This is a genomic window from Streptomyces sp. NPDC024632, from assembly GCF_055559175.1.
In genome coordinates this window covers 145,378-166,337 of sequence record NZ_JBVHLD010000016.1, presented here as the reverse complement: position 1 = coordinate 166,337, position 20,960 = coordinate 145,378, and the positions used below count along the sequence as shown (strand labels likewise).

The following is a 20,960-nucleotide window of genomic DNA, read 5'->3' as shown; positions in this document are numbered from 1 at the left end:
TACCCGCCCGGTGAGCGCCCTGCCCGGTCCTGATCGGGGGCTGTCCCCGGGGAGACAACCCCCGGCCCCCGGCAGGGGCGGGACCGGCGGGCGGGTGAGAGAGCGGCGGCCAGAGTGTCGGTTCTGGTCGAACCAGCGTGTCAGTTCTGGTTGAAGAAGCCGTCGCCGCCGCGCTTGGCGTCGGCGTTCATGACCATGTAGTCGGCGGGAGTCAGCAGGAAGACCCTGGTGGCGACGCGCTCGATGGAGCCGCGCAGCCCGAACGTGAGACCGGCGGCGAAGTCGACGACGCGCTTGGCGTCGCTCGGCTCCATGCCGGTGAGGTTGACGATGACCGGGACGCCCTCGCGGAACAGCTCCCCGATGCCGCGCGCGTCCCGGAAACCGTCCGGGGTCACGGTGGCGATCCTGCGGCCCTGCTCTTCGGCGGTCTCGGTGGCCACCCGCACCCGCGGGTCGGTCACCCACGTGTCAGCCCGCTCGGAGCCCTCGCCGTAGTCGGCGTACTCCTCGTCGTAGTAACCCTCGCCGCCGTTGTCGTCAACGAGGCCCAGCCAAGCACTCGCCCGTCGAACCGATCCCATGGACGCCTCCTCTCTCACACGGTCAGTACCGTCCGCAGTCCTATGGTCGTCCATGATGTGGATGATGTGCCAAGCGGATTGCCGCCAGTCAGGCGTCTTGTGACGGTACTGGTGCACACGATAGTGGCGGATCGTCAGGCAGGCCCAGGGATATGGCCCCTGACACTTCGTTGGGAGCGCTCCCCACTTCCGGGTGACACGCGGGGCCGTCCGGCCGTACGCGCGCTCGTAGGCACGGCCGTACGTGTCGTCGTAAGTCCGCTCGTATCCGGCGCCCACCGGCCGGCCCCGAACCGTCGTACGCGATCCGCGCGTCGTGGTGGCGGCCGACCGTGGGCCCGGACGGACCCGTACGGCTGCCGCCGACGACTGACCCCTGCCCCCGGCTGCGGATAATATGTCCGCCGGTCGCAGGGGTCGGCCCTGCGGGCGGGCGAGTTCAACGGGGGAGCACGCGATGTTCGGGATCATCAGGCCGTGTCGGCACCGCATGTCCGAGGGGCTCGCGGCCTCCTGGACGGCCCACTTGTGCGGCCTGTGTCTCGCGTTGCGGGACGGGCACGGCCAGTTCGCGAGAATCGCCACCAACTACGACGGACTCGTCGTGTCGGTGCTCGTCGAGGCGCAGACGGCCGTCTCCGGTGACGCCGACAGCCTGCGCCGCAAGGCCGGGCCGTGCCCGCTGCGCGGGATGCGGACGGCGCCGGTCGCCATGGGGGAGGGCGCGCGGCTGGCCGCGGCCGTCTCGCTGGTGCTCGCCTCGGCGAAGATGCGTGACCATGTGGAGGACGCCGACGGGGCGTTCGCCCGGCGGCCGGTCGCCGCGGCGGCCCGTACGGTCGCACGCCGCTGGGACCGGGCCGGGGCGCGTACCGGTGACAGCCTGGGCTTCGACACCGCGGTGCTGCTCGACGCGGTCGGGCGGCAGGGCGGGATCGAGGCGGCGGCCGGACTCGGCACCTCGCTGCTGACCGTCACCGAGCCCACCGAGACGGCGACCGCCGCGGCCTTCGCGCACACCGCCGTACTCGCCGGGCGGCCCGCCAACCGGGAACCGCTGGCGGAGGCCGGACGGCTCTTCGGACGGCTCGCCCACCTCCTGGACGCGGTCGAGGACCTGGCCGAGGACACCCGCTCCGGCGCCTGGAACCCGCTCACCGCGACCGGCACCGACCTCGCCGAGGCGCGGCGGCTGTGCGACGACGCGCTGCACGGCATACGGCTCGCGCTCCGCGACACCGACTTCGCCGGGTCCGCCTCGGGCAAGCTCACCCATGTCCTGCTCGTCCACGAATTGGGACGGTCGGTGGACAGGGCCTTCGGCACCGGCGGTTGCGCGCACCAGGGCGCGGCGCCGTCCGCCGCCTCGCCCCCGCCGGGCAACCCCTACGCGCCGGGCGCGCCCGGCGGCACTCCGCACGGTCCGGGCCAGCGGCCGAACGCGCCCGGCGGCCCCGGTTTTCCCGGCGGCTTCCCGCCGCCCGAGCCGCCGCGCAGGCGCGGACTGATCATGGGCTGCCTGGTCTACGCCGGGATGTGCTGCACCTGTGAGCTGTGCTGCCGCGAGCACGACGACCCGTGGAGCGGGCAGCGCCGCGACTCCTGGTGCAGCAACTGCGACTGCGACTGCGACGGCTGCTCGGACTGCGGTGATTGTTGCGATTGCTGTGACTGCTGCGACTGCGGGTGCGACTGCTGAGGCTGTACGGCGGGGCGTGCGGATGAGGTGTTCGGGTGAGCTGTACGAATGAGCTGTACGAATGAGGTCGGGCCCGTAGCGGGAGCCCGGTGGGCGGGACGGCCTGCGGGGGTGACCTGCGAGGGGAGCGCCCGAGGGAGGGCGGCCAAACGGCGGGGCTGCGTGCGCGCGTGTGTGAGGACGGGACGATCCGTCGGAGAAAGGTCAGCTACAACAACACGACGCCGACCACACCCGACCGAAGTCGATGTGGCCGCGAGTGACGAGCCGACAGCTACGCATGCCCACAGTGCAGCAGCCCATCAGGGCATCCGTCAACCACGCTGAGACGCGTGGTCCAGCACCTGGACATGCTTGACAGCGGGTGACGGCGTCGGCATAGCCTCGTGTCAAGGCCCTTGACGGGCCCAGCCGCGTTGAGGGACGCGGCGGCCTGTGTGAAGACGACTCCCGTGCCCCTTCCGCGTGTCCACGGAGCCTTCGCATGCCTGCTGCCTTCTCCCCTTCTTCTCCCTCGCCTTCTTCCTCTTCTTCCCCGGCCTCCGCGTCCTCGGGTGCCTCCGTGACCGCTGCCGCCGCGCCGCCCGCACCCGCCGTCCGGCGTCGTACGCGCTCGCTGCATCTCGCCGCCGCGATCGACGTCCCCGACCGCTACGAGGTGGCCTCGTACGGGGAGTTGGCCCGGCTCGCGGAGGGCGGCGCGCTGGACTTCGTCACCCTGGACGGCGCGGCCGACGCCGATCCGCTCGCCGTACTCACCGCGGTCGCCGCCGAGACCGGCCGGATCGGGCTCGTCCCCGCGGTGCCCGTCACCCGCGCCGGGCCGCGTGGTGTCGCGGCGGCGGTCGGCGCCCTGGATTCGGCCAGCCGGGGCCGGGCCGGCTGGACGCCCCGGGCGGTGCCAGAGCCGGTGCCTGAGCCGGCGTCCGGTCGGAGGTCCGGTCCGGCGTCCGGTCGGAGGTCCGAGTCGAGGGCCGGGGGGACGGCCGACCTGAGATCCGGTCCGAGATCCGCGCTCACGCCGAAAGCGAGAGCCGAGGCGATGTGGCGGGAGACGGCGGCCGTCGCCGAGGCGGTCGCGCGGGAGTGGGACGGCGGCGCGCCCGGCCCGCGGGTGCGGCAGGGGCGGCCGGTCACGGCGGTGGACGCGACCGAACCCGCCGCCCGCGCGGTCGCGGCCCGGTACGCCGACCTCGCCTTCGTCCGCGCCGCGGGTCCCGAGACCGCCGGGCTGGTACGGGACGAACTGCGGCGGCTGGCGGTCGGAGCGGGGCGGGACCCTGACCGGCTGCTGGTGCTCGCCGAACTCTCCGTCGACCTCGGCGGCGGCGAGATCGGCCCGGAGCCGGGCGCCGAGATCACCCTGGTGCCGGACGGCGCGGGCGGCGTGCTGTTCTGCGGCGGCCCCGTCGACCTGGCCGAGCTGATCGCCGCGTGGCAGCAGGCGGGCGCGGTCGACGGCTTCCGCGTCCGGCCGGTGGAGCCCCGACGCGATCTGGAGCGCTTCGTGAACGGGACCACCGCGCTGCTCCAGCACCGGGGTCTGTTCCGCTCCTTCCACCCCGGCGCGACGCTGCGCGAACACCTGGGCCTGCACCGCCCGTTACCGGACCTCCGGTGAACCGCCCGTCTCACCGGTCGGACGGCGGTGCGTCGCCGCGCGCCGCCTCCCGAGGCTCCGCGCGTCTCCTCCCGAGACTCCGCGCGCCTCCTTCCGAGGCTTCGCACGTCCTGTCCCATGACTCCGCGCGCCCTCTCCCGCGACACTCCCCGTACCCCCTCACGGCACACTCCCCGCAGGTCACCGCCGTGCGAGCGCATCCGCCTCGCGCGGCCCGTATGGAAGGCTTGGTCGGCATGAGCGCAGAAACGGTTCTTGCTTGGAAGCGGTGGCACGAGCGGCGGGCCGAGACCGTCGCGGCGCCGTACGGTCCGCTGGCCCTGATCGGTACGTACTGGCTCGACGACGTGGCCGGGGACGGGACGATCCCCGGACTGCCGGGCCGGTGGCGGCAGGACGGCGGGGCGGTGGTGCACGAGGCGGACGGCGTGTCGACCGTGCTGGAGGCCGAGGGCGAGCCGGTGTTCCTGCCGGACGGCAGGAAACTGCTGGCGATCGTCCGCGAGGGCCTGCTCGCCGTACGGGTCTGGGACCCGCGGTCGCCCGCCCGTCTGGCCTTCGCCGGGATCGCGGCCTTCGACCCCGACGAGCGCTGGGTGCTGCCCGCGGTCTTCCGCCCGTTCGAGGCCGACCGCACCGTCCGGGTACCGAACGCGGACGGCCGTGAGCGCGGTCTCGGCCTCGGCGGCGAGCTGGCGTTCACGGTGGACGGGACCGAGCACACGCTCGCCGTGACGGTCGAGGACGACGGCAGGCTGTGGGGCGTCATCGCGGACGCGACCAGCGGAACCAGCACCTTCCGGTTCCGTTTCCTGCACGCGCCCGCGCCGGCCGCCGACGGTTCGCTGACGCTGGACCTGAACCGTACGACGCTGCCGCCGTGCGCTTTCGCGGACGCCTTCATCTGCCCGTTCCCGCCGCCGGGCAACACCCTGGCCTTCGCGCTGGAAGCGGGGGAGCGGGCAGTTCTCACCAACTGAGACAGCGTCACATCCGGTTGCCCCGGCGGTTTTTGGACCGCCGGGGCAGCGCTGTGTCAGGCGCCGTACGGACATTCGGCCGAACTACCCGGCCGAAAGGCCCCCTTGTGTGTTGCCTGTGGGATCTGAATACTCCTGTGAGTGCTTGTCAGGCGTATGAGGCGTTCGAATATCGGATCGAGTCTGACAGTACACCGACAAATCCCCCCGCAACCTCCCACCCCCACAGGAGGAAACGAGTGAAGACCACCCGGCGCATACAGCTTCTGGCCGTCACCTCCGGCCTGATCGCCGCCACCGCCATCGCACTCCCGTCGGCGAGCGCCACCCCCACCCCCAAGGCCACGCCCGACGCGGCCGCCACCCTCGCGACCCACCTCGGCGCGAACAGCACCGCGGGCACCTACTACGACGCGGCGAGCAAGACCACCGTCGTCAACGTCACCACCCAGGCCGCGGCCGACAGCGTCCGCGCCGCGGGCGCCACCCCGCGCCTGGTCACCCACAGCGCCGCGCAGCTCGCCAAGGCGGGCGACGCGACCAAGGCGGCCGACGTCGCGGGCACCGCCTGGTCCGTCGACCCGCGCAGCAACACCCTGGAAGTCAGCATCGACAGCCGGGTCACCGCCTCCCAGCTCGACCAGCTCAAGAAGTCCACGGCCGGCTTCGGCGACGCCGTGCGCATCAACCGGGTCGAGGGCACCTTCAACACGCTGCTCTCCGGCGGCGACGCGGTGCAGACCACCCAGTGGCGCTGCTCGGTGGGCTTCAACGTCCGCAGCGGCAGCACGTACTACTTCCTGACCGCGGGTCACTGCACCGAGGGCAAGCCCGCGTACTACACCACCTCCGGCACCTACATCGGCCCGACGACGGGCACCAGCTTCCCGACCAACGACTACGGCATCGTCCGCTACGACTCGACGGTCGCCCATGACGGCACCGTCGGCAGCCAGGACATCACCAGCGCCGCCAACGCCTACGTCGGCGAGTCCGTCACGCGTCGCGGCTCGACCACCGGCATCCACAGCGGCACCGTCCAGGCCCTCAACGCCACCGTCAACTACGGCAACGGCGAGATCGTCTACGGTCTGATCAAGACCAACGTCTGCGCCGAGCCCGGCGACAGCGGCGGCTCCCTCTACGACGGCACCAAGGCCATCGGCCTGACCTCCGGCGGCAGCGGCAACTGCTCCTCCGGCGGGACCACGTACTTCCAGCCCGTCACGGAGGCGCTGAGCGCGTACGGGGTCAGCGTCTACTGAGCCGTCCGCCGAAACCCGCGCGAGTAAGCGAGGCCCGCGCGAGTCGGCGTGAATCGGCCGAGCGGGCGGAAGCCTTGCGGGCAAAGGCACTTCACCCGCTCAACAGCTCCACCGTCCGACGCCCCCACCGCACCCCGCGCGGTGGGGGCGCCGGTTCGTACAGACTGGACGGCATGCTGGAAACCTCGGCGCGGCTGTTGCGCCTGCTCTCGCTGCTCCAGTCACGCCGCGACTGGACGGGGCCCGACCTCGCCGAGCGGCTGGGCGTCACCGCGCGCACGGTCCGCCGTGACGTCGAGCGGCTGCGGGCGCTCGGCTATCCCGTGCACGCGGCGCCCGGCACCGCGGGCGGCTACCGGCTGGGCGCGGGCGCCGCGCTGCCGCCGCTGCTGCTCGACGACGAGGAGGCGGTGGCGGTCGCGCTCTGCCTGCGCACCGGGGCGGGCAGCAGCGTCGAGGGGATCCAGGAGACGTCGGTACGCGCGCTGACCAAGCTGGAGCAGGTGCTGCCGTCCCGGCTGCGGCACCGCGTCCAGGCGATGCAGGCGGTCACCGTACGGCCGCGCGCCGCCGGTCCGACGGTCGGCCAGGAGGTGCTGACCGTGATCGGCGCCGCGTGCCGGGACCGGGAGTTGCTGCGCTTCGACTACCGCGACTACGCGGGCAAGGCCAGCCGCCGGGCCGTGGAACCGTACCGGCTCGTCCACCACGGATGGCGCTGGTACCTGCTCGCCTACGACGTCGACCGCGCGGACTGGCGGACCTTCCGCGTCGACCGGATGGAGCCCAAGCCGCCCACCGGCCCGCGCTTCACGCCCCGCGAACTGCCCGAGGACGCGGCGGAGTACGTGGCCAAGGGCGTCACCTCGCACGCGTACCGCTTCCAGGCGCGCGTGGTGCTGCACGCGCCCGCCTCGACCGTCCGGCAGATCTGGGCGGGTTTCGGAGCGGTCGACCCGATCGACGCCGACACCTGCGAACTGACCACCGGCTTCGAGTCGTTGGACGCGCTGGCGATGTTCGTCGGCATGCTCGGGGTGGACTTCGAAGTGCGGGAGCCGCCCGAACTCGCCGAGTATCTGCGGGTGGTGGCGGGGCGGCTGACGCGGGCGGCGGACCGCGGGGTGGCCGACGGGACGGAGGCGTCCTCGGGGCCGGGGTGAGCAAGGCTCAGTCGAAAGCGACCGCTTGACGGAGCGTCACAGTCCGTTCGCCCAAGTAGGTGGTGTGCGAGCTGACCACCGGCGGCACCCGCAGCGCCTCGTGCTCGCGCGGGAGACGGCGGATTCCGGTGAAGGGGCCGCCCGCGGCGCTGAGTTCGGCGACCGCGTCGAGCAGCGCCACGTCGTCGGCGCCGAGCGCGTCGAACGGCTGGTCCCTCGGCGGGTCGGCCAGCCCCCAGCCGTCCCACACCAGCAGTTCGGTGCTGTTGAGCATCGCCAGGTCGAGCAGCAGATTGTGCTGCACGAACCACCACCCTTGCAGACCGAGGAGTTCGACCCCGTACGTCCGCGGGTCCGCCGTGCCCGACCGGCAGTCCTGCCACGCCCGGCCCGCCACCACGAACCGGTCGCGCGGCACGTCGAACGGGTCGAAGTCGATGCTGTGCGCGCTGATCAGCTCGGGCGTGGCCATCTGCGCGTCGACCAGCCGCCAGCTCGCGCGGTCCGCGTCCCAGTACTCGGTGATCCAGTGGTCGTCGTGGAAACCCGGTGTGAAGTACGTGGCGTAGCCGCCGCGGACCCTGGCGGGGACGCCCTTCTCGCGCAGCGCGGAGCACAGCAGCAGCGCGAAGTCCCGGCAGGTACCGGCGAATCGCTCCTCCGGGCGGCGCGGGCGGTCGAGCGGCGCGTCGCACAGGCCGCGCGCCACCGCGAGGATGTCCGCCGCGTAACGGGTCTCCGCCTCGGCGTCCTTGCGGTCGCGCGGCAGCTCGTACCCGAACAGGTGCGTCTCCTCCCGGTGGACGAGCAGATTGCGCACCGTCTCGGCGAGGACCCCCGGGTCGGCGGGCAGCCCGGCGAAGACGTCCGTGCCGCCCGGGTCGCTGGCCACGCTCTGCGTCCGGTAGAAATCGAACTCATTTTCGTCCATGAGGGAACTCTGCCGGGAATTCCCGCCGGAATTCAACCTGTTCGGCCGTCCGTCCGTGGCAATCGGTGTCGCGGCGCCGGGCCTCAGGGGGCCTCAGGCCAACGGGCCGCTGGTGGCGCCCTCTTCGCGGCCCCAGCCGTAGGCGCGGTCGGCGCGCAGCTTGATCACCAGGCGGTGGTCGGCGACCATCGCGGCGCGGTACTCGTCCCAGTCCGGGTGCTCGCCCCGGAGCGCGCGGTACAGGTCGACCAGCTCCTCCACGGTCGCGTCGTGCGGATCGGCGGCCACCGGGGTGAGTTCGGCGTCGCCCTCGGCGACCAGGTACGCGCCGAGGTCGGGCGTGGAGACGTAGAAGCTGGCCCGCGGGTCGCGGCGCAGATTACGGGTCTTCGCGCGGTCGTCGGTCGCCGAGACGCGGATGGTGCGGGTCGAGTCGTCGTAGTGGAAGGTCACGTTGGACAACTGCGGCCGGCCGTCCCGCTTCAGCGTGACGAGGACGCCGTTGAGCTGCCGCTGGAGGAGGTCGAACAGCGGGTGGGCGGAGGTTTCCTGACGGCTCATCATCGCTCCGGTTCTGATCGTGGGGCTTCGGGGTGGTGGCCGGTGGCCGGTGCGGCCTCGGGCGCGGGTGAGTGGTCGTGCTGGTGCTGGTGCTGGTGCTGGTGCTGGTGCTGGTCGTGGTCGCGCTCGCGGGCTGGCTCGTGCTTGTGGTCGGGCTGTGCGGGTCCCGGTCCGGCGTCGGGTTCAGTGAGGGGAAACGCCATCACCGTCGCGCCGATTCCGACCGTGCCCGGCGAATGCGGTGCTCGCGCCGCGTCGTGCAGCTCGTCGAAGAGCGCGGCCAGTCGGACACGGAAGGTGTCCCAGACCTCGGGCGCCACCCATAGCTCCGCGTCCGAGGTCACCCCCGCGGCGCCCGGCGCGCGGCGGCCCGCCCGGTCGCGCAGATTGTGGGCCAGCGCCTCGGCGATCAGCAGCGCCCCCTCGTCCCGCTGATCGGAGAGCGGGGAGCCGTGCACCGCGCGGTAACGGCGTTCCCTGCCGCCGCGGTTGGCGCGCACCTCGGCGAGTTCCACCAGGCCGACCGCGTCCAGCCTGCGCAGATGCTGACTGGCCAGGGCGTGCGAGACGCCCAGTTCGCGGGCGAGTTCCGCGGCGGACAGCGGCGCGTTCCAGACCAGGGACACGATGCGCAGCCGCACCGGGTGGGCGAGGGCTCTGAGGAGGGGATCGGTCGCCGTCATGTGCCCATTAGACCGTCCACGGGCGCGGGAAGCGGGCAGGCGGTTGCCGCCGCTGACTCCCAAGCAATATGTTGGGAGTCATGACGGTGCGCAAGGTCCTGGGGGACCGTGACGCGGCGACGTATCTGGGCGGTGTCCTGGTCTCCGGTTTCGGTGACTCGGCGATGCTGCTCGTCGCCGGTATCTGGGTGAAGACGCTGACCGGCTCCAGCAGCCTCGCGGCGGCCGTGACCTTCTGCGTGTGGGCGCCCGCCCTGGCCGGGCCCGTGCTCGGCACCCTCGCCGACCGGGTGCGCCGCCGCTCGCTGCTGATCTGGACCAACGCGGCCCTGGCCGTCCTGCTCCCGGTCCTTCTCGCGGTACGGTCCGGCCGCGAGGCATGGCTGCTGTTCGTGGTCCTCGCGGTGGTCGGCGCCGCCTCCGTGCTGTCGGACGCCGCCGAGGCCGGTCTCGTCACCGCCGCCGTCCCCGTCGACCTGCGCGGCGACTTCAACGGCCTGCGGATGACCGTCAACGAGGCCATGAAGCTGCTCGCCCCGCTCGTCGGCGCGGGCCTCTTCCTGCGCTACGGCGGCGGGGCCGTCGCCGTCCTCGACGCCGTCACCTTCGTCCTCGCGGCGGCGGCCTTCGCGATGCTGCGCACCCGTGAACTCCCGCCGGTCCCACCGGCCGAGGGCTGGCGCGAACAGGCCGCGGAGGGCATCCGCTGCCTGCGCGACCACCCCCTGCTGCGCCCGCTGGTGACCGTCGGAGCGGTCGCGATGGTGCTGTCCGGGCTCAGCAGCTCCGCGATCTACGAGATGACCGAGGCCGGGCTGCACCGTCCGCCCGCCTTCGTGGCGGTGCTCTACGTGGTGCAGGGCGCCGGGTCGATCGTCGCCGGAGTGGTCGCGGGCGCGGTCATGCGCCGCCTGCCGGAACGGGTCTTCGCCGCCGTCGGCCTGCTGCTCTTCACCACCGGCGCCGCCCTGCGCGCCGTCCCCTCACTGCCCGTCGTACTCGTCGCGACCCTCGCCATCGGGGTCGGGCTGCCCTGGGTCATCGTCGCGGCCTTCACCGCCGTCCAGCAGCGCACCGCTCCCGAACTGGTCGGCCGGGTCGCGGCCACCGCGAGCACGGTGATCTTCGGCCCCACGGCGCTGGCCGCCGCCCTCGGCGCGGGCTTGGTCGCCCTGGTCGACTTCCGGCTCCAACTCGCCGCCGTCGGCGTCCTCGGGCTGCTGGCCGCGTGGCTTCTGCTGCTGCGTGGCGGGGGCGCGGGTTCGGCGGACGCCGTTTCAGTGGGCTCTGTTACAGCGAGCCCCGCCGTGGGGGGCTTCGCCCAGGGGGAACACGGCGTCCTGCGTCCAGCGGACGCCGTCGAAGACCACCAGCCGGACCTCCGCGATCCGCGTCCGCAGCAGCGCTAGCGCCGGGACGCACTCCGCCTCCACCGCGGCGTACACCTCGTCCGACTGCCCCTGCGCGACGGTCAGATGGGGGGCCGGATCACCGAACGCGCCTCCGTACGGCGGGGCTTCCGGCCACCGGGTCGCCACCGCCGCGGTCAGCGCCCGCACGGGTCCTTCGGGCTCGGGCGCCAGCCACAGCAGATCCGGGAACCGCCCGAAGCGGGGGAAGCGCACCTCGAACGGGGCGTGGCCCGCGAAGAGTTCACCCAGCGCAGCCCGCACCCCCGCGTCGATCCGCTCGGCCGGAAGGAACGGATACAGCACCGTGAGATGCGCGGGCACCCCCTCCGCCGCGGCCGGGTCGTACCGCTCCCGCGCCGCGCCCACCACCTTCTCCGCCTCCGGCACCACAGCCACCAACGCGGTCGTACCCGCCGCGCGCCCCGACGTTCCCTTCTGACCCATACCTGGCATCGTCCCCCGCCCGCCCCTCGCACCGCCACCCAACACCCACCGTCACCCGACACCCACCGTCCCCCAACACCCGTCGCGGTCCTACGCCTTCGGCTCGCCCTCGCCGAGGGGGCGGGCGGTGTGGACGACGAGGTTGGTGACGTCGTGTTCGCGTTCGATGTGGCCGTCGAGCAGGACGGCGGGGGCGTCGAGGATGGTGCGGCGGATGAGGGCCCAGACCGGTGGGGTGATGACGAGGTTGGCCATGGCGGTCTCGTCCTCGACGACGGCGAAGGCCATGCCGTTGGCGGTCGGGGGGCGTTGGAGGTATTTGACGATGCCGCCGACGCGGATGCGGCGCTGTGCGGGCCAGGTGCGGATGGCCTTGGTGGGCTGTGCGCCGAGGTGGTCGAGGTAGGGGCGCAGGTGGTGGACGGGGTGCGGTCCCGCGGTGGCGCCGGTGGCGGTGAGGTCGGCCAGGGTGGTCTCGCCCGCGGTCATGGCGGGGAGTTCGGGGGCGTCGGGCAGGGCGTCGAAGCCGGGCAGGACCGGCTGCTGGTGCGCGGTGTGGGCGCCGGAGCGCCAGATCGCGGTGCGGCGGCCGGTGCCCAGGGACGCGAAGGCGCCGGCGGTGGCGAGCTGTTCGAGGAGCCGGGCGCCCAGGCCGCCGCGTCGGGCGACATCGTCCAGGTCTCGGAACGGCCGCTCGGCGCGGGCCGTGAGGAGGGTCGTGGCGGCGTCCTGCGACAGTCCGCGGACGCTGGTGAGCCCGCGGCGGATCGCCGGGTGTCCGTCGGGGCGCGCGGAGTCCGGTTCGAGGGTGGCGTGCACGCCGGAGGCGTTGATGTCGACGCCCCGGACGGCGATGCCGTGGTGGCGGGCGTCCTGGATGAGGGTCTGGGAGTCGTAGAAGCCCATCGGCAAGTGGGCCATGATCCCGGCGATCAGGGCCGCGGGGTAGTAGTGCTTGATCCAGGCGGACGCGTAGATGATGCCCGCCATGGACTGCGCGTGGGACTCGGGGAAGCCGTAACTGCTCAGCGACGAGATCATGGTGATGATCCGCTCCGCGGCGTCCGGGCCGATCCCGCGCCGCGCCATGCCGGTCAGCAGCCGGTCGCGCAGCCGGGCGACCTTCTCGGTGGCGTGTTTGGCGGCGAGGTCCTTGCGGAGCCGGTCGGCCTCGCCCGGGGTGAACCCGGCGCAGTCGGTGGCGAGCCGGATCGCCTGCTCCTGCCACAACACCACCCCCAGGGACTTCTTCAGCGCCGCTTCGGCCAGCGGGTGGGGGTAGGTGACGGGTTCCTCGCCCGCCCTGCGCCGCAGATACGGGTGCTTGCTCCCGGCCTGGATCGGCCCGGGGCGGATGATCGAGGCGGCGACGGTGAGGTCCTCGAAGCAGGCCGGTTTCAGCTGCGGCAGGGTGCTGATCTGGGCGCGGCTCTCGGCCTGGTAGACCCCTATGGTGTCGGCGCGGGCGATCATCGCGTACACCCGCGGGTCGTCCTGCGGGATCGTCGCCATGTCGAGGTGTACGCCGTGGTGTCCGGCGATCAGGTCACAGGCGGTGTGCAGAGCCGCGAGCATGCCGAGACCCAGCAGATCGATCTTGACCAGATGGGCGGCGGCGACGTCGTCCTTGTCGCCCTGGAGGACGGACCGGCCGGGCATGGTGGCCCATTCGACCGGCATGACCTCGCCGATCGGCTGCGCGGTCAGCACCATGCCGCCGGAGTGCACCCCCAGGTGCCGTGGCAGACCTTTGAGCTGAGCGGCCAGCTCGGTGACGTCGGCGGGGATGTCCGGATCGGCTGTCGTGGCCGTGCCCGTGCCCGTGCCCGTGCCTGTGTTTGTGGCCGTGCTCGTGGCCGTGTTTGTGTCGCTGCTCGCGCCGTCGGGGGTGTGGGGGCGGCCGGGCCGGTGGTGCAGGGACCGGGTCATGGCGTTGACGGCGGCGGCCGGGTAACCGAGCACTCGGGCCGCGTCCCTGACCGCCAGCTTCGGCTGGTAGCTGATGAGGTTGGCGACCTGCGCGGCGTGGTCACGGCCGTAGCGGGTGTAGACGTACTGGATGACCTCTTCGCGGCGGTGGTTCTCGAAGTCGATGTCGATGTCCGGCGGCCCGGACTTCTCCATCGACAGGAACCGTTCGAAGAGCAACCCGTGCTTGAGCGCGTCCACCGCCGTGATGCCCAGGACGTAGCAGACCACGCTGCTGGCGGCGCTGCCCCGGCCCTGGCACCAGATGCCCTGCTCCTGCGAGAAGCGCACGATGTCGTGGACGATCAGGAAGTACCCGGCCATGCCCAGATCGCCGATCACCCCCAGTTCGTGGTCGAGCTGCCGCCACGCGGTCGCCGCCGCCGGATCGTCACGGGCCCCGTAGCGGGCGGCGCAGCCCCGCTCGGCCAGTCGCCGCAGCCAGGAGCTGTCGTCGTGACCGGGCGGTACGGGGAAGCGCGGCAGTTCGGGCCGCAGCTCGGCGAGGTCCAGGACGCACGACTGGCCCAGGGCGATGGTCGATTCGTACGCTCCGGGGTAGCGGGCCAGCCGCTCCTCCATCTCCGCCCCGGTCCGCAGGTGCGCGGTCGGCGCGGCCATCAGATGCCCGGTGGCCTGGTCGAGGGTCTCGATCCGTCGCAGTGCGGTGAGGGCCTGGGCGAGCCGGGCCTGCGCGGGCGCGGCGTAGTGGACGGCGTTGGTGGCGACCACGGGGGTGCCGGTGCGGTGAGCGGCCACCACCAGGGCGTCGGCGCGCACGCTGTCGACGGGAAGATTCCAGTCGATGAGTTCCGCGTGCACGCTGCCGCTGCCGAACACCTCGCCGAGCCGGTCGAGGTGGAAGGCGAGCTGTCCGATCTCCGTACCGTCCTCGCCCGCGTCGGCGGGCGGGCAGCCGGTCAGGACCGCCCAGTCGCCGCCGGCGGCGGCGCGGGCGAGCACGTCGAGGTCGTACACCGGACGGCCTTTGGACCCGGCGAGCTGGGCCGCGGTGATCGCCGCGGACAGGCGGTGGAACCCGTCGAGGTTCCGGGCGAGGACGACGGGGTGCCCGAGCCCGTGAGCGGTGAGGGTGAGTTCGGCGCCGAACACGGTCCGCAGCCCGGTACCGCGGGCGGCCTCGGCAACCCGCCGGGCCCCGTACAGCCCGTCCCGGTCGGTGAGCGCCAGCACCTCGATGCCCAGCCGCACGGCCTCCGTGACCAGCGCCCCCGGATCACTGGCCCCCTGGAGGAACGACAGCGAGCTGTGCACATGCAGCTCCGCCCACGGCAACCGGCTCCGCTCTTCCCGGTATTCGGTGTGTGCCGCGTGTGCCGGGTCCGCCGGGTCCGCCGCGTGCGCCGGATTCGCTGGGCGCGCCGTGCGCGGAGCGGCGGCGGGCAGGCGCAGCAGACGACCGGTGCGGCGGTCAGCCATAGTGGGCCTCGGCCCACCACCGGCCCGCGGAGATCTGCAACAGCCATGCCCCGCCCGCGGCGGTGGTGATCTGCATCCGGGCGATCCGCCGCGCACGGTCACGGTCCCACCACTGTTCCAGCGCGGGCCACGGCGCACTCCACGCGGTCACTTCCAGCACGCCGGGGAGCCCGTCCACGGTCAGCCGGACCGGAGGCGCGGAGACCGCCAGCCGTCCCGAGACGCCCACCACCTGCCCGGCGCCGTCCAGCAACCGGGCGGGCAGCAGCGGCTGGTACACCGTGGCCGGGTGCGGGGCGGGCAGCCTGCCGGGCCACGGCCCGCCACCGGCCGGGGGCGTGGCGATGTCGCCGACCGGGACCTTGCGGACCCGGTCGGCCGGGCCGCGGCCCCCGGTCAACTCCACCCGCGTGACCGCCCGGTGCCCGAGCAGCGCCTGCACCTGACCGGCCGCACGCTCCAGATCGTCCAGCGTGGCGCCCCCGCCGAACAGCACCGTCTGACGGCCGGTGGCCGCGCTGAGCTGCCGGGGCCGCAGCACCAGCTCCACCACTCCGACCGCGCCCCCGGCCCCGTCGGCGGCCGGGGCGAGATCCCCGGCATCGGTCCACGCCTGCACCTGCCAGCGCACCCGCTCCGCGACCGCCAACGACGACAGCCGTCCCTCGTGCCGCCACGCGCGCCGCAACTTGCGGCCGTCGGCCAGGCCCACCTCCACCTCCACTCGTGCTCCGACCACGCCCGCCGACGTCAGCCGCTCCTGCAACCGTTCGGCCAGTGCCTTCCCCGCGAACGCCAACGGCTCGGTGCGTTCCTCGGCAGGGTCGAAGCCCCACCGCACCGCGTGGTCGGGCTCCGCGCCCGAGGCGTTCAGAAGCCGCGGCTCACGCCCGGACGCGGTGCGGTGCGCCGCCGCCCCGTCGGCGCCGAAGCGGGCCGACACCTGGTCCGAGGGCAGCGCCGCGAAACCGCCCAGCGTGCCGATTCCGAGCCTGACCAGCAGTTCGGCCAGCCGGGGCCGACCGAGCACGCCCACCGGATAGGGGGCGAGTAAACCGGCCGTCTCCCCGGCCGGAACCAGGACCCCGGACCGGGCGCGGGCCGCCAGCGCCGCGGCGAACGTCGTATCCGCGGCCCCGCTCTGCACGGGGTGGCCGAGCCGGGAGAGCGCCGCGGCGACCCGCGCGGCCAGCTCCGCCTCGCCGCCCCAGTACCGCGCGGGACCGCGGGCCGGGGCGGCCACCATGCCCGGACGGATCACCTCCAGCCGCGGCATCACCTCCGCCTCCAACCGGCGTACCACCGGTTCGAACCCGCGCGTCTCGGCCGCCTGATCCCGTTCGGCGACCCGCAGCCCGGGGCAGCGGGACTGCGCCTGCCGTACCCGCATCCCCCGGCGTACCCCGGCCGCCCGCGCCGCGGCCGAACACGCCACCACCCGTCCGTCCCCCGACACGACCGCCACCGGCTCGCCGTCCGGCAGCCCCGTGGTGATCAGCGGCCAGTCCGGGACCCACGACACCAGCACTCGCACGCCCGCTCACCCCACCACGCGCAGCGCCCGGCCCCGGCCCGGCGCGGCCCCGGCCCGCACCTGATCCGCGGGCGGAGAGACCGGTTCGGGCTCCGCCACGGGCATCGCCATCCCGGTCGGGCCGGGCAGCAACAGCTCCGCCCGGCGCGGGGCACCGCCCGCGGCGCCGCGCCCGGACACCTCCACCACCACGCGGCGATGACGCAGCACACCGTGGCCCGCACCGAGCCCGTCCCACCGCGCCTCGGTCACCCGCAGCCGCAGATCGGCGCCGTCCCACGGACCGGCCACGAGCAACACGGCGCCGTGGGCCCGTACCTGTCCGGCCACCCGTCGCACCACTCGCCCCGGCGCCGGCCCCGGCGCGCCGAGCAGGATCACCGGCACCGTCGACACCAGCAACGACACCACCTGCGCCCACCGGCCCCCCGGCGCGTCCACCCACAGGCCCGCCCCGGCGTCCAGTCCCGCGTCCCGCGCGGCCAGCGCCCCCAAGGACGGCAGCCCCACCACGGCCCAGCCGGCCCCGGGACGCCGTCCCACCGCCTGCGCCGCCAACGCCAGCAGCAGCCCCTTGTCCCCGCCGACAGCGGTCACCGTGCCCGCCCGCAGCCGCCCTTCGGGCAGCAGCGGACCCCACACGGACCCCGGTCCGGCGACCGTCCCGTGTCCCGCCCGACCGTCTGCCGCCAGCACTGCACCCATGCCCCCGACATTCGCACGCGCGTTCGAACAAGGCAAGTCGGCGCACCACCATCACTGCACGTGAGGGGTGTCGTACGGTCGATACGCATGTCCTCTGCATCCGCTCGACCGCGGCCGCTCGGCCCGCCCCTGGCCGCCCGGGCGGGGGTGGTCGCGACGCCGTTCTCGGCCCGCTCGGCCGTCGTCACTCCGGTGGCCGACGTCCGCCCGCCGCCTGCCGTACTCGCGGACGCCGGTGGAGGCCATCACTTCCGCTGAGATGCCGTGGAGGGTCGTGGGTTTTGTGACCGGCGGATAACGACGCGCCGACTTTTTACTCACGCGTAACTAGCCGCCCGTACTTACTCGCGCGTAATTTAACGGGTGTTCAGCAACCTCGTGATCCGGATCACAGGGCCTGCGTGTGTCCATTTTCCCGAACTGCGAGGAGATCACATGAGGCTGCCCTGGCGACGGCTCTTGGCCGCGCTTTCGCTGGCTGCCGCGATGGTTGTGGCGCCCGCTGCCACCGCTTCCGCATCTGCCAACTCGGCACCGTCAAGCGGGTGGAACAACTTCTCCTGCCGCCCCTCGGCCCAACACCCCCGTCCTGTCGTCCTGGTCCACGGCACCTTCGGCAACGGCACCGACAACTGGCTCGCCTTCGCCCCCTACCTGGTGCAGCGCGGCTACTGCGTCTACTCGTTCGACTACGGGATGCTGCCCGGCGTGCCGTTGATCGGCGGCCTCGGTCCGATCGCGGACTCCGCGCAGCAGCTCTCTGACTTCACCGACCGGGTGCTCGCCGCCTCCGGCACCTCCAAGGTCGACATCGTCGGGCACTCGCAGGGCGGCATGATGCCGCGTTACTACCTGCGCTTCCTCGGCGGCGCGGCGAAGGTGAACGCCCTGGTCGCACTGGCCCCCGACAACCACGGGACCACGCTCGACGGACTCACCAAGCTGCTCCCGTACTTCCCCGGTGCGGCCGACGCGCTCCACGGGATCACCCCCGGACTCGCCGACCAGGTGGCCGGATCGCCCTTCCAGCAGCACCTGAACGCGGGCGGCGACACCGTGCCCGGCGTGCACTACACGGTGATCTCGACCATCTACGACGAGGTCGTCACGCCGTATACGACCCAGGCGCTGTCCGGGCCCGACGTGCACAACGTCGTGCTCCAGAACCTGTGCCCGGTCGACGTGTCCGAGCATGTGGCCATCGGCCTGACCGACCGCATCGCCTTCCACGAGGCGGCGAACGCGCTCGATCCGGCGCACGCGACCCCGACCACCTGCCTGTCGGCGTTCAGTTAGCCCATGGCGGTGATATGCGCGAGCCGTCGGCCAGCGTGGCTTGCAGGCCGATGCTCGTGGTGACCCACAAGGTGGCCGGCTCCTCCGTGCGGTTGGACAGACCTATGGAGGAGCCGGGCCGTGCGATGGCGGCATCTCCCGGTGTCAGGGAGCGCGTCTCCCCGTCGACCGACAGCTCCACCGACCCGGACAGGACCAGGAACACCTCCTCGCGAGTGATGGTGTGCGGAGGTCCCGACGTCCCGGCCGGGACCTCGCTGCGCCAGGCGCACAGTTCCTCGCTGCCGAGTGCGGGCGCCGCGTAGGACACGAAGCGCACCCCGTGGATCTCATGTGCGACGGCGTCGGCCGCGGTGATGAAAGGCATGACAACCTCCAGTGTTAGGCAAGTAACTTGCGTAAGTTCCTTGCCTATATGTTCAAGCAGCTTGCGCACTGTGTCAAGGTGTTCCTGTGAAGAATTCCGATGCCATGAGCCTGAGCGCGGCGCTCCTCGCCGCCACCGGCTCGCTCGTCGAGGACATCCACAACGGCGTCGTGGCCCTCGGCTACACCGACCTGCGCCCCACGCACGGCTTTGTCTTCTCCCGGCTGGCCCCGTCCGGCGCGACCGTCACCGAGGTCGCCGAACACCTCGGCGTCACTCGCCAGGCGGCCAGTCAGATCGTGGACGAGCTGGAGCGCAAGGGGTACGTCGAACGCCGCCCGCACCCCGACGACGCGCGGGCCCGGCTGGTTGTGCTCACCCCGCAGGGGTGGCGGTGCACCCGCGCCGCCGAGGAGTCCGCCGCGGAAGCCGTCCAGCCCTGGATCGAACTCCTCGGCGAGGAGCGGCTGCTTGCGCTGCGCGACGAACTGGTCCGCCTCGCGCCCACCGGCCCCATCCGTCCGAGCTGGTAGCGCGGCACGCGGCCGACCGCCGGAGGAGAACGCGGCCCGGCCGCACCGGCCGTGGCAGGGTGGCGCCATGAGCGACCCAGACCGCCGGCCCACCGCCCTCCGGATCATCGGGACCGTCCTCGACCCCGGCGCCTGGCGCCGCTGGGACGAACCGGTGGCCGAGGCCGACCTGCCCGAAGCGGGCGACTACCGGGCGGATCTGCTCGCCGCCCGCGCCCGTACCGGCCTGGACGAGTCGGTGGTGACGGGGGAGGGGCGGATCCGGGGGCGCCGAGTGGCGCTGATGGCAGGGGAGTTCGGCTTCCTCGGCGGGTCCATCGGAGTCGCCGCGGGCACCCGGCTGGTCACGGCGGTCGAACGCGCCACCCGCGAACGGCTCCCGCTGCTGGCCACGCCCGCCTCCGGCGGCACCCGCATGCAGGAAGGGACCATCGCCTTCCTCCAGATGGTCAAGGTCACCGCCGCCATCGCCGACCACAAAGCCGCCGGACTCCCTTACCTGGTCCACCTGCGGCACCCCACGACCGGCGGGGTGCTCGCGTCCTGGGGATCGCTCGGCCATGTCACCTCGGCGGAACCCGGCGCGCTCATCGGCTTCCTGGGACCACGGGTGCACCAGGCGCTCTACGGCGAGGAGTTTCCCGCCGGAGTGCAGACCTCCGAGAATCTGCTCGCCCACGGTCTGATCGACGCGGTGCTGCCCGCGGGCGCGCTCGCCGCGGCGGCGGCCACGGCGCTCGACGTGCTCTGCGGCGAGCAGGGCCCGCTCTCGCACCGGCCCCTGACCACGCCCCGGCACGTGCCCGCGCCTCCATCCGTGTCCACGCCCGTATCTCCGCCCGCACTCCTATCTCCGCCCGCGCCCGCAGGGCAGGAAGAGAGAGGACAAGGAGAGGACACGCCGCTACCCGTGGACGCGTCGCTTCCCACGAGCGCGTCACTTCCCGCCGACACCGCCGACACCGCCGACACCGCCGACACCGCCGACACCGCCGACTCGCTGCGCCGCAGCCGCCGACCCGAACGCCCCGGACTGCACGACCTGTTGGCCCGTGCCACCGATGTGACACCGCTGAGCGGCACCGGCGCGGGAGAGCGCGACCCCGGTCTGCTGCTGGCACTCGCCCGCTTCGGACCCTCGCCGTGCGTGGTGCTCGGCCACGACCGCCGCCCCGCGGAAGCCGGACCCGCGCCGCTGGGACCCGCCGGGCTGCGCGAGGCACGGCGCGGGATGCGGATGGCCGCCGAACTCGGCCTGCCCCTCCTCACCGTTGTCGACACGGCGGGCGCCGCGCTCTCCCGCGAGGCGGAGGAAGGCGGTCTCGCCGCCGAGATCGCCCGCAGCCTCGCCGACCTCGTCACGCTCCCCGCGCCCACGCTGTGCCTGCTCCTCGGCCAAGGGGCGGGCGGCGGCGCGCTCGCTCTGCTGCCCGCCGATCAGGTGCTCGTCGCCCGGCACGCCTGGCTGTCCCCGCTCCCGCCCGAAGGCGCCTCCGCGATCCTCCACCGCACGACGGACCGCGCCGTCGAACTCGCCGAACAGCAGGGCATCGGCTCGGCCGCGCTGCTCGCCCACGGCATCGCGGACGCCGTCGTCCCGGAGGACCCGGACGCCGCCGACGCCCCGGACGCCTTCCTCACTCGTCTCGCCCACGTCCTCGGCGCGCGTCTCGCGGACCTCCGCGCGATGGACCCCGAGCGGCGAACAGCCGCCCGCAGAGCGCGTTATCGCAGGCTGGGCGGGGTCTGAGGGGCCATTGTCAGTGGTGGGTGG

General features: G+C 73.3%; 17 protein-coding genes and 1 pseudogene. 9 read left to right on the top strand and 9 right to left on the bottom strand.

The genetic code is table 11. The features are described 5' to 3' along the window. Nucleotides 1–140 precede the first annotated feature (140 nt). Complete coding sequence (locus ACZ37P_RS29035; RefSeq protein ID WP_188283772.1) at nt 141–584, bottom strand: cell division protein SepF; 444 nt, start codon at nt 582–584, stop codon at nt 141–143. Nucleotides 585–1,041: 457 nt separating this feature from the next. On the opposite strand from ACZ37P_RS29035, the gene ACZ37P_RS29030 reads away from it, so the two are divergent. From ACZ37P_RS29030 to ACZ37P_RS29010, 5 genes are all read left to right on the top strand, one after another. Further along, nucleotides 1,042–2,283, top strand: a complete 1,242-nt coding sequence (locus tag ACZ37P_RS29030) for a DUF5685 family protein (protein ID WP_355333465.1) — start codon at nt 1,042–1,044, stop codon at nt 2,281–2,283. 484 nt (nt 2,284–2,767) lie between these two features. Next, complete coding sequence (locus ACZ37P_RS29025; RefSeq protein WP_467349337.1) at nt 2,768–3,904, top strand: LLM class oxidoreductase; 1,137 nt, start codon at nt 2,768–2,770, stop codon at nt 3,902–3,904. A gap of 236 nt (nt 3,905–4,140) precedes the next feature. Beyond that, on the top strand, nt 4,141–4,884 hold the full coding sequence (locus ACZ37P_RS29020) for a DUF1684 domain-containing protein (protein WP_467349336.1): 744 nt from the start codon (nt 4,141–4,143) through the stop codon (nt 4,882–4,884). 239 nt (nt 4,885–5,123) lie between these two features. After that, entirely contained in the window at nt 5,124–6,149 is a 1,026-nt protein-coding gene (locus ACZ37P_RS29015; RefSeq protein WP_355333459.1) for a S1 family peptidase, read from the top strand. Nucleotides 6,150–6,322: 173 nt separating this feature from the next. Beyond that, nucleotides 6,323–7,312, top strand: coding sequence for a helix-turn-helix transcriptional regulator (locus ACZ37P_RS29010; RefSeq protein WP_467349334.1), 990 nt, complete (start codon nt 6,323–6,325; stop codon nt 7,310–7,312). Between the two features lie 7 nt (nt 7,313–7,319). On the opposite strand, the gene ACZ37P_RS29005 is transcribed toward ACZ37P_RS29010, so the two are convergent. The 3 genes from ACZ37P_RS29005 to ACZ37P_RS28995 all read right to left on the bottom strand — a co-directional run bounded on the left by ACZ37P_RS29005 (nt 7,320) and on the right by ACZ37P_RS28995 (nt 9,487). Continuing rightward, nucleotides 7,320–8,243 (bottom strand): transglutaminase-like domain-containing protein, encoded by a 924-nt coding sequence (locus ACZ37P_RS29005; protein WP_467349332.1) that lies wholly within the window; start codon nt 8,241–8,243, stop codon nt 7,320–7,322. Nucleotides 8,244–8,336: 93 nt separating this feature from the next. Next, complete coding sequence (locus ACZ37P_RS29000; RefSeq protein WP_391048563.1) at nt 8,337–8,804, bottom strand: PPOX class F420-dependent oxidoreductase; 468 nt, start codon at nt 8,802–8,804, stop codon at nt 8,337–8,339. Next, nucleotides 8,804–9,487: an ArsR/SmtB family transcription factor gene (locus ACZ37P_RS28995; RefSeq protein WP_467349330.1), complete on the bottom strand. Its 684-nt coding sequence runs from the start codon at nt 9,485–9,487 to the stop codon at nt 8,804–8,806. Before ACZ37P_RS28995 ends, ACZ37P_RS29000 begins: the two co-directional genes overlap by 1 nt. 80 nt (nt 9,488–9,567) lie before the next feature. Here ACZ37P_RS28995 and ACZ37P_RS28990 point away from each other — a divergent pair, with 80 nt between their 5' ends. Next, entirely contained in the window at nt 9,568–10,896 is a 1,329-nt protein-coding gene (locus ACZ37P_RS28990) for an MFS transporter (RefSeq protein WP_467349329.1), read from the top strand. Nucleotides 10,897–10,902: 6 nt separating this feature from the next. Here the strand turns inward: ACZ37P_RS28990 and ACZ37P_RS28985 are convergent. The 4 genes and pseudogenes from ACZ37P_RS28985 to ACZ37P_RS28970 form a co-directional block, all read right to left on the bottom strand. Beyond that, a pseudogene (locus ACZ37P_RS28985) lies at nt 10,903–11,343 on the bottom strand (2'-5' RNA ligase family protein); the annotation flags it as partial. 90 nt (nt 11,344–11,433) lie between these two features. Next, entirely contained in the window at nt 11,434–14,751 is a 3,318-nt protein-coding gene (locus ACZ37P_RS28980; RefSeq protein WP_467349327.1) for an error-prone DNA polymerase, read from the bottom strand. After that, nucleotides 14,744–16,285 carry a Y-family DNA polymerase gene (locus ACZ37P_RS28975; protein WP_401313520.1) on the bottom strand — a complete coding sequence of 514 codons (1,542 nt, stop codon included), beginning with the start codon at nt 16,283–16,285 and terminating at the stop codon, nt 14,744–14,746. Before ACZ37P_RS28975 ends, ACZ37P_RS28980 begins: the two co-directional genes overlap by 8 nt. A 6-nt stretch (nt 16,286–16,291) precedes the next feature. Continuing rightward, complete coding sequence (locus ACZ37P_RS28970; protein WP_467349324.1) at nt 16,292–16,990, bottom strand: hypothetical protein; 699 nt, start codon at nt 16,988–16,990, stop codon at nt 16,292–16,294. Between the two features lie 435 nt (nt 16,991–17,425). Here ACZ37P_RS28970 and ACZ37P_RS28965 point away from each other — a divergent pair, with 435 nt between their 5' ends. Next, nucleotides 17,426–18,286, top strand: a complete 861-nt coding sequence (locus tag ACZ37P_RS28965; protein WP_355333432.1) for an esterase/lipase family protein — start codon at nt 17,426–17,428, stop codon at nt 18,284–18,286. Here ACZ37P_RS28965 and ACZ37P_RS28960 read toward each other — a convergent pair. Further along, complete coding sequence (locus tag ACZ37P_RS28960; protein WP_391048546.1) at nt 18,279–18,653, bottom strand: cupin domain-containing protein; 375 nt, start codon at nt 18,651–18,653, stop codon at nt 18,279–18,281. The two genes, ACZ37P_RS28965 and ACZ37P_RS28960, sit on opposite strands and share 8 nt — an antisense overlap. A gap of 86 nt (nt 18,654–18,739) precedes the next feature. Between ACZ37P_RS28960 and ACZ37P_RS28955 the strand changes: the two genes are divergently transcribed. Together ACZ37P_RS28955 and ACZ37P_RS28950 are read left to right on the top strand one after the other, a co-directional pair. Next, nucleotides 18,740–19,186, top strand: coding sequence for a MarR family winged helix-turn-helix transcriptional regulator (locus ACZ37P_RS28955; RefSeq protein ID WP_467349322.1), 447 nt, complete (start codon nt 18,740–18,742; stop codon nt 19,184–19,186). Between the two features lie 67 nt (nt 19,187–19,253). Continuing rightward, nucleotides 19,254–20,936, top strand: a complete 1,683-nt coding sequence (locus tag ACZ37P_RS28950) for a carboxyl transferase domain-containing protein (protein WP_467349320.1) — start codon at nt 19,254–19,256, stop codon at nt 20,934–20,936. The last annotated feature ends 24 nt before the right edge of the window (nt 20,937–20,960 follow it).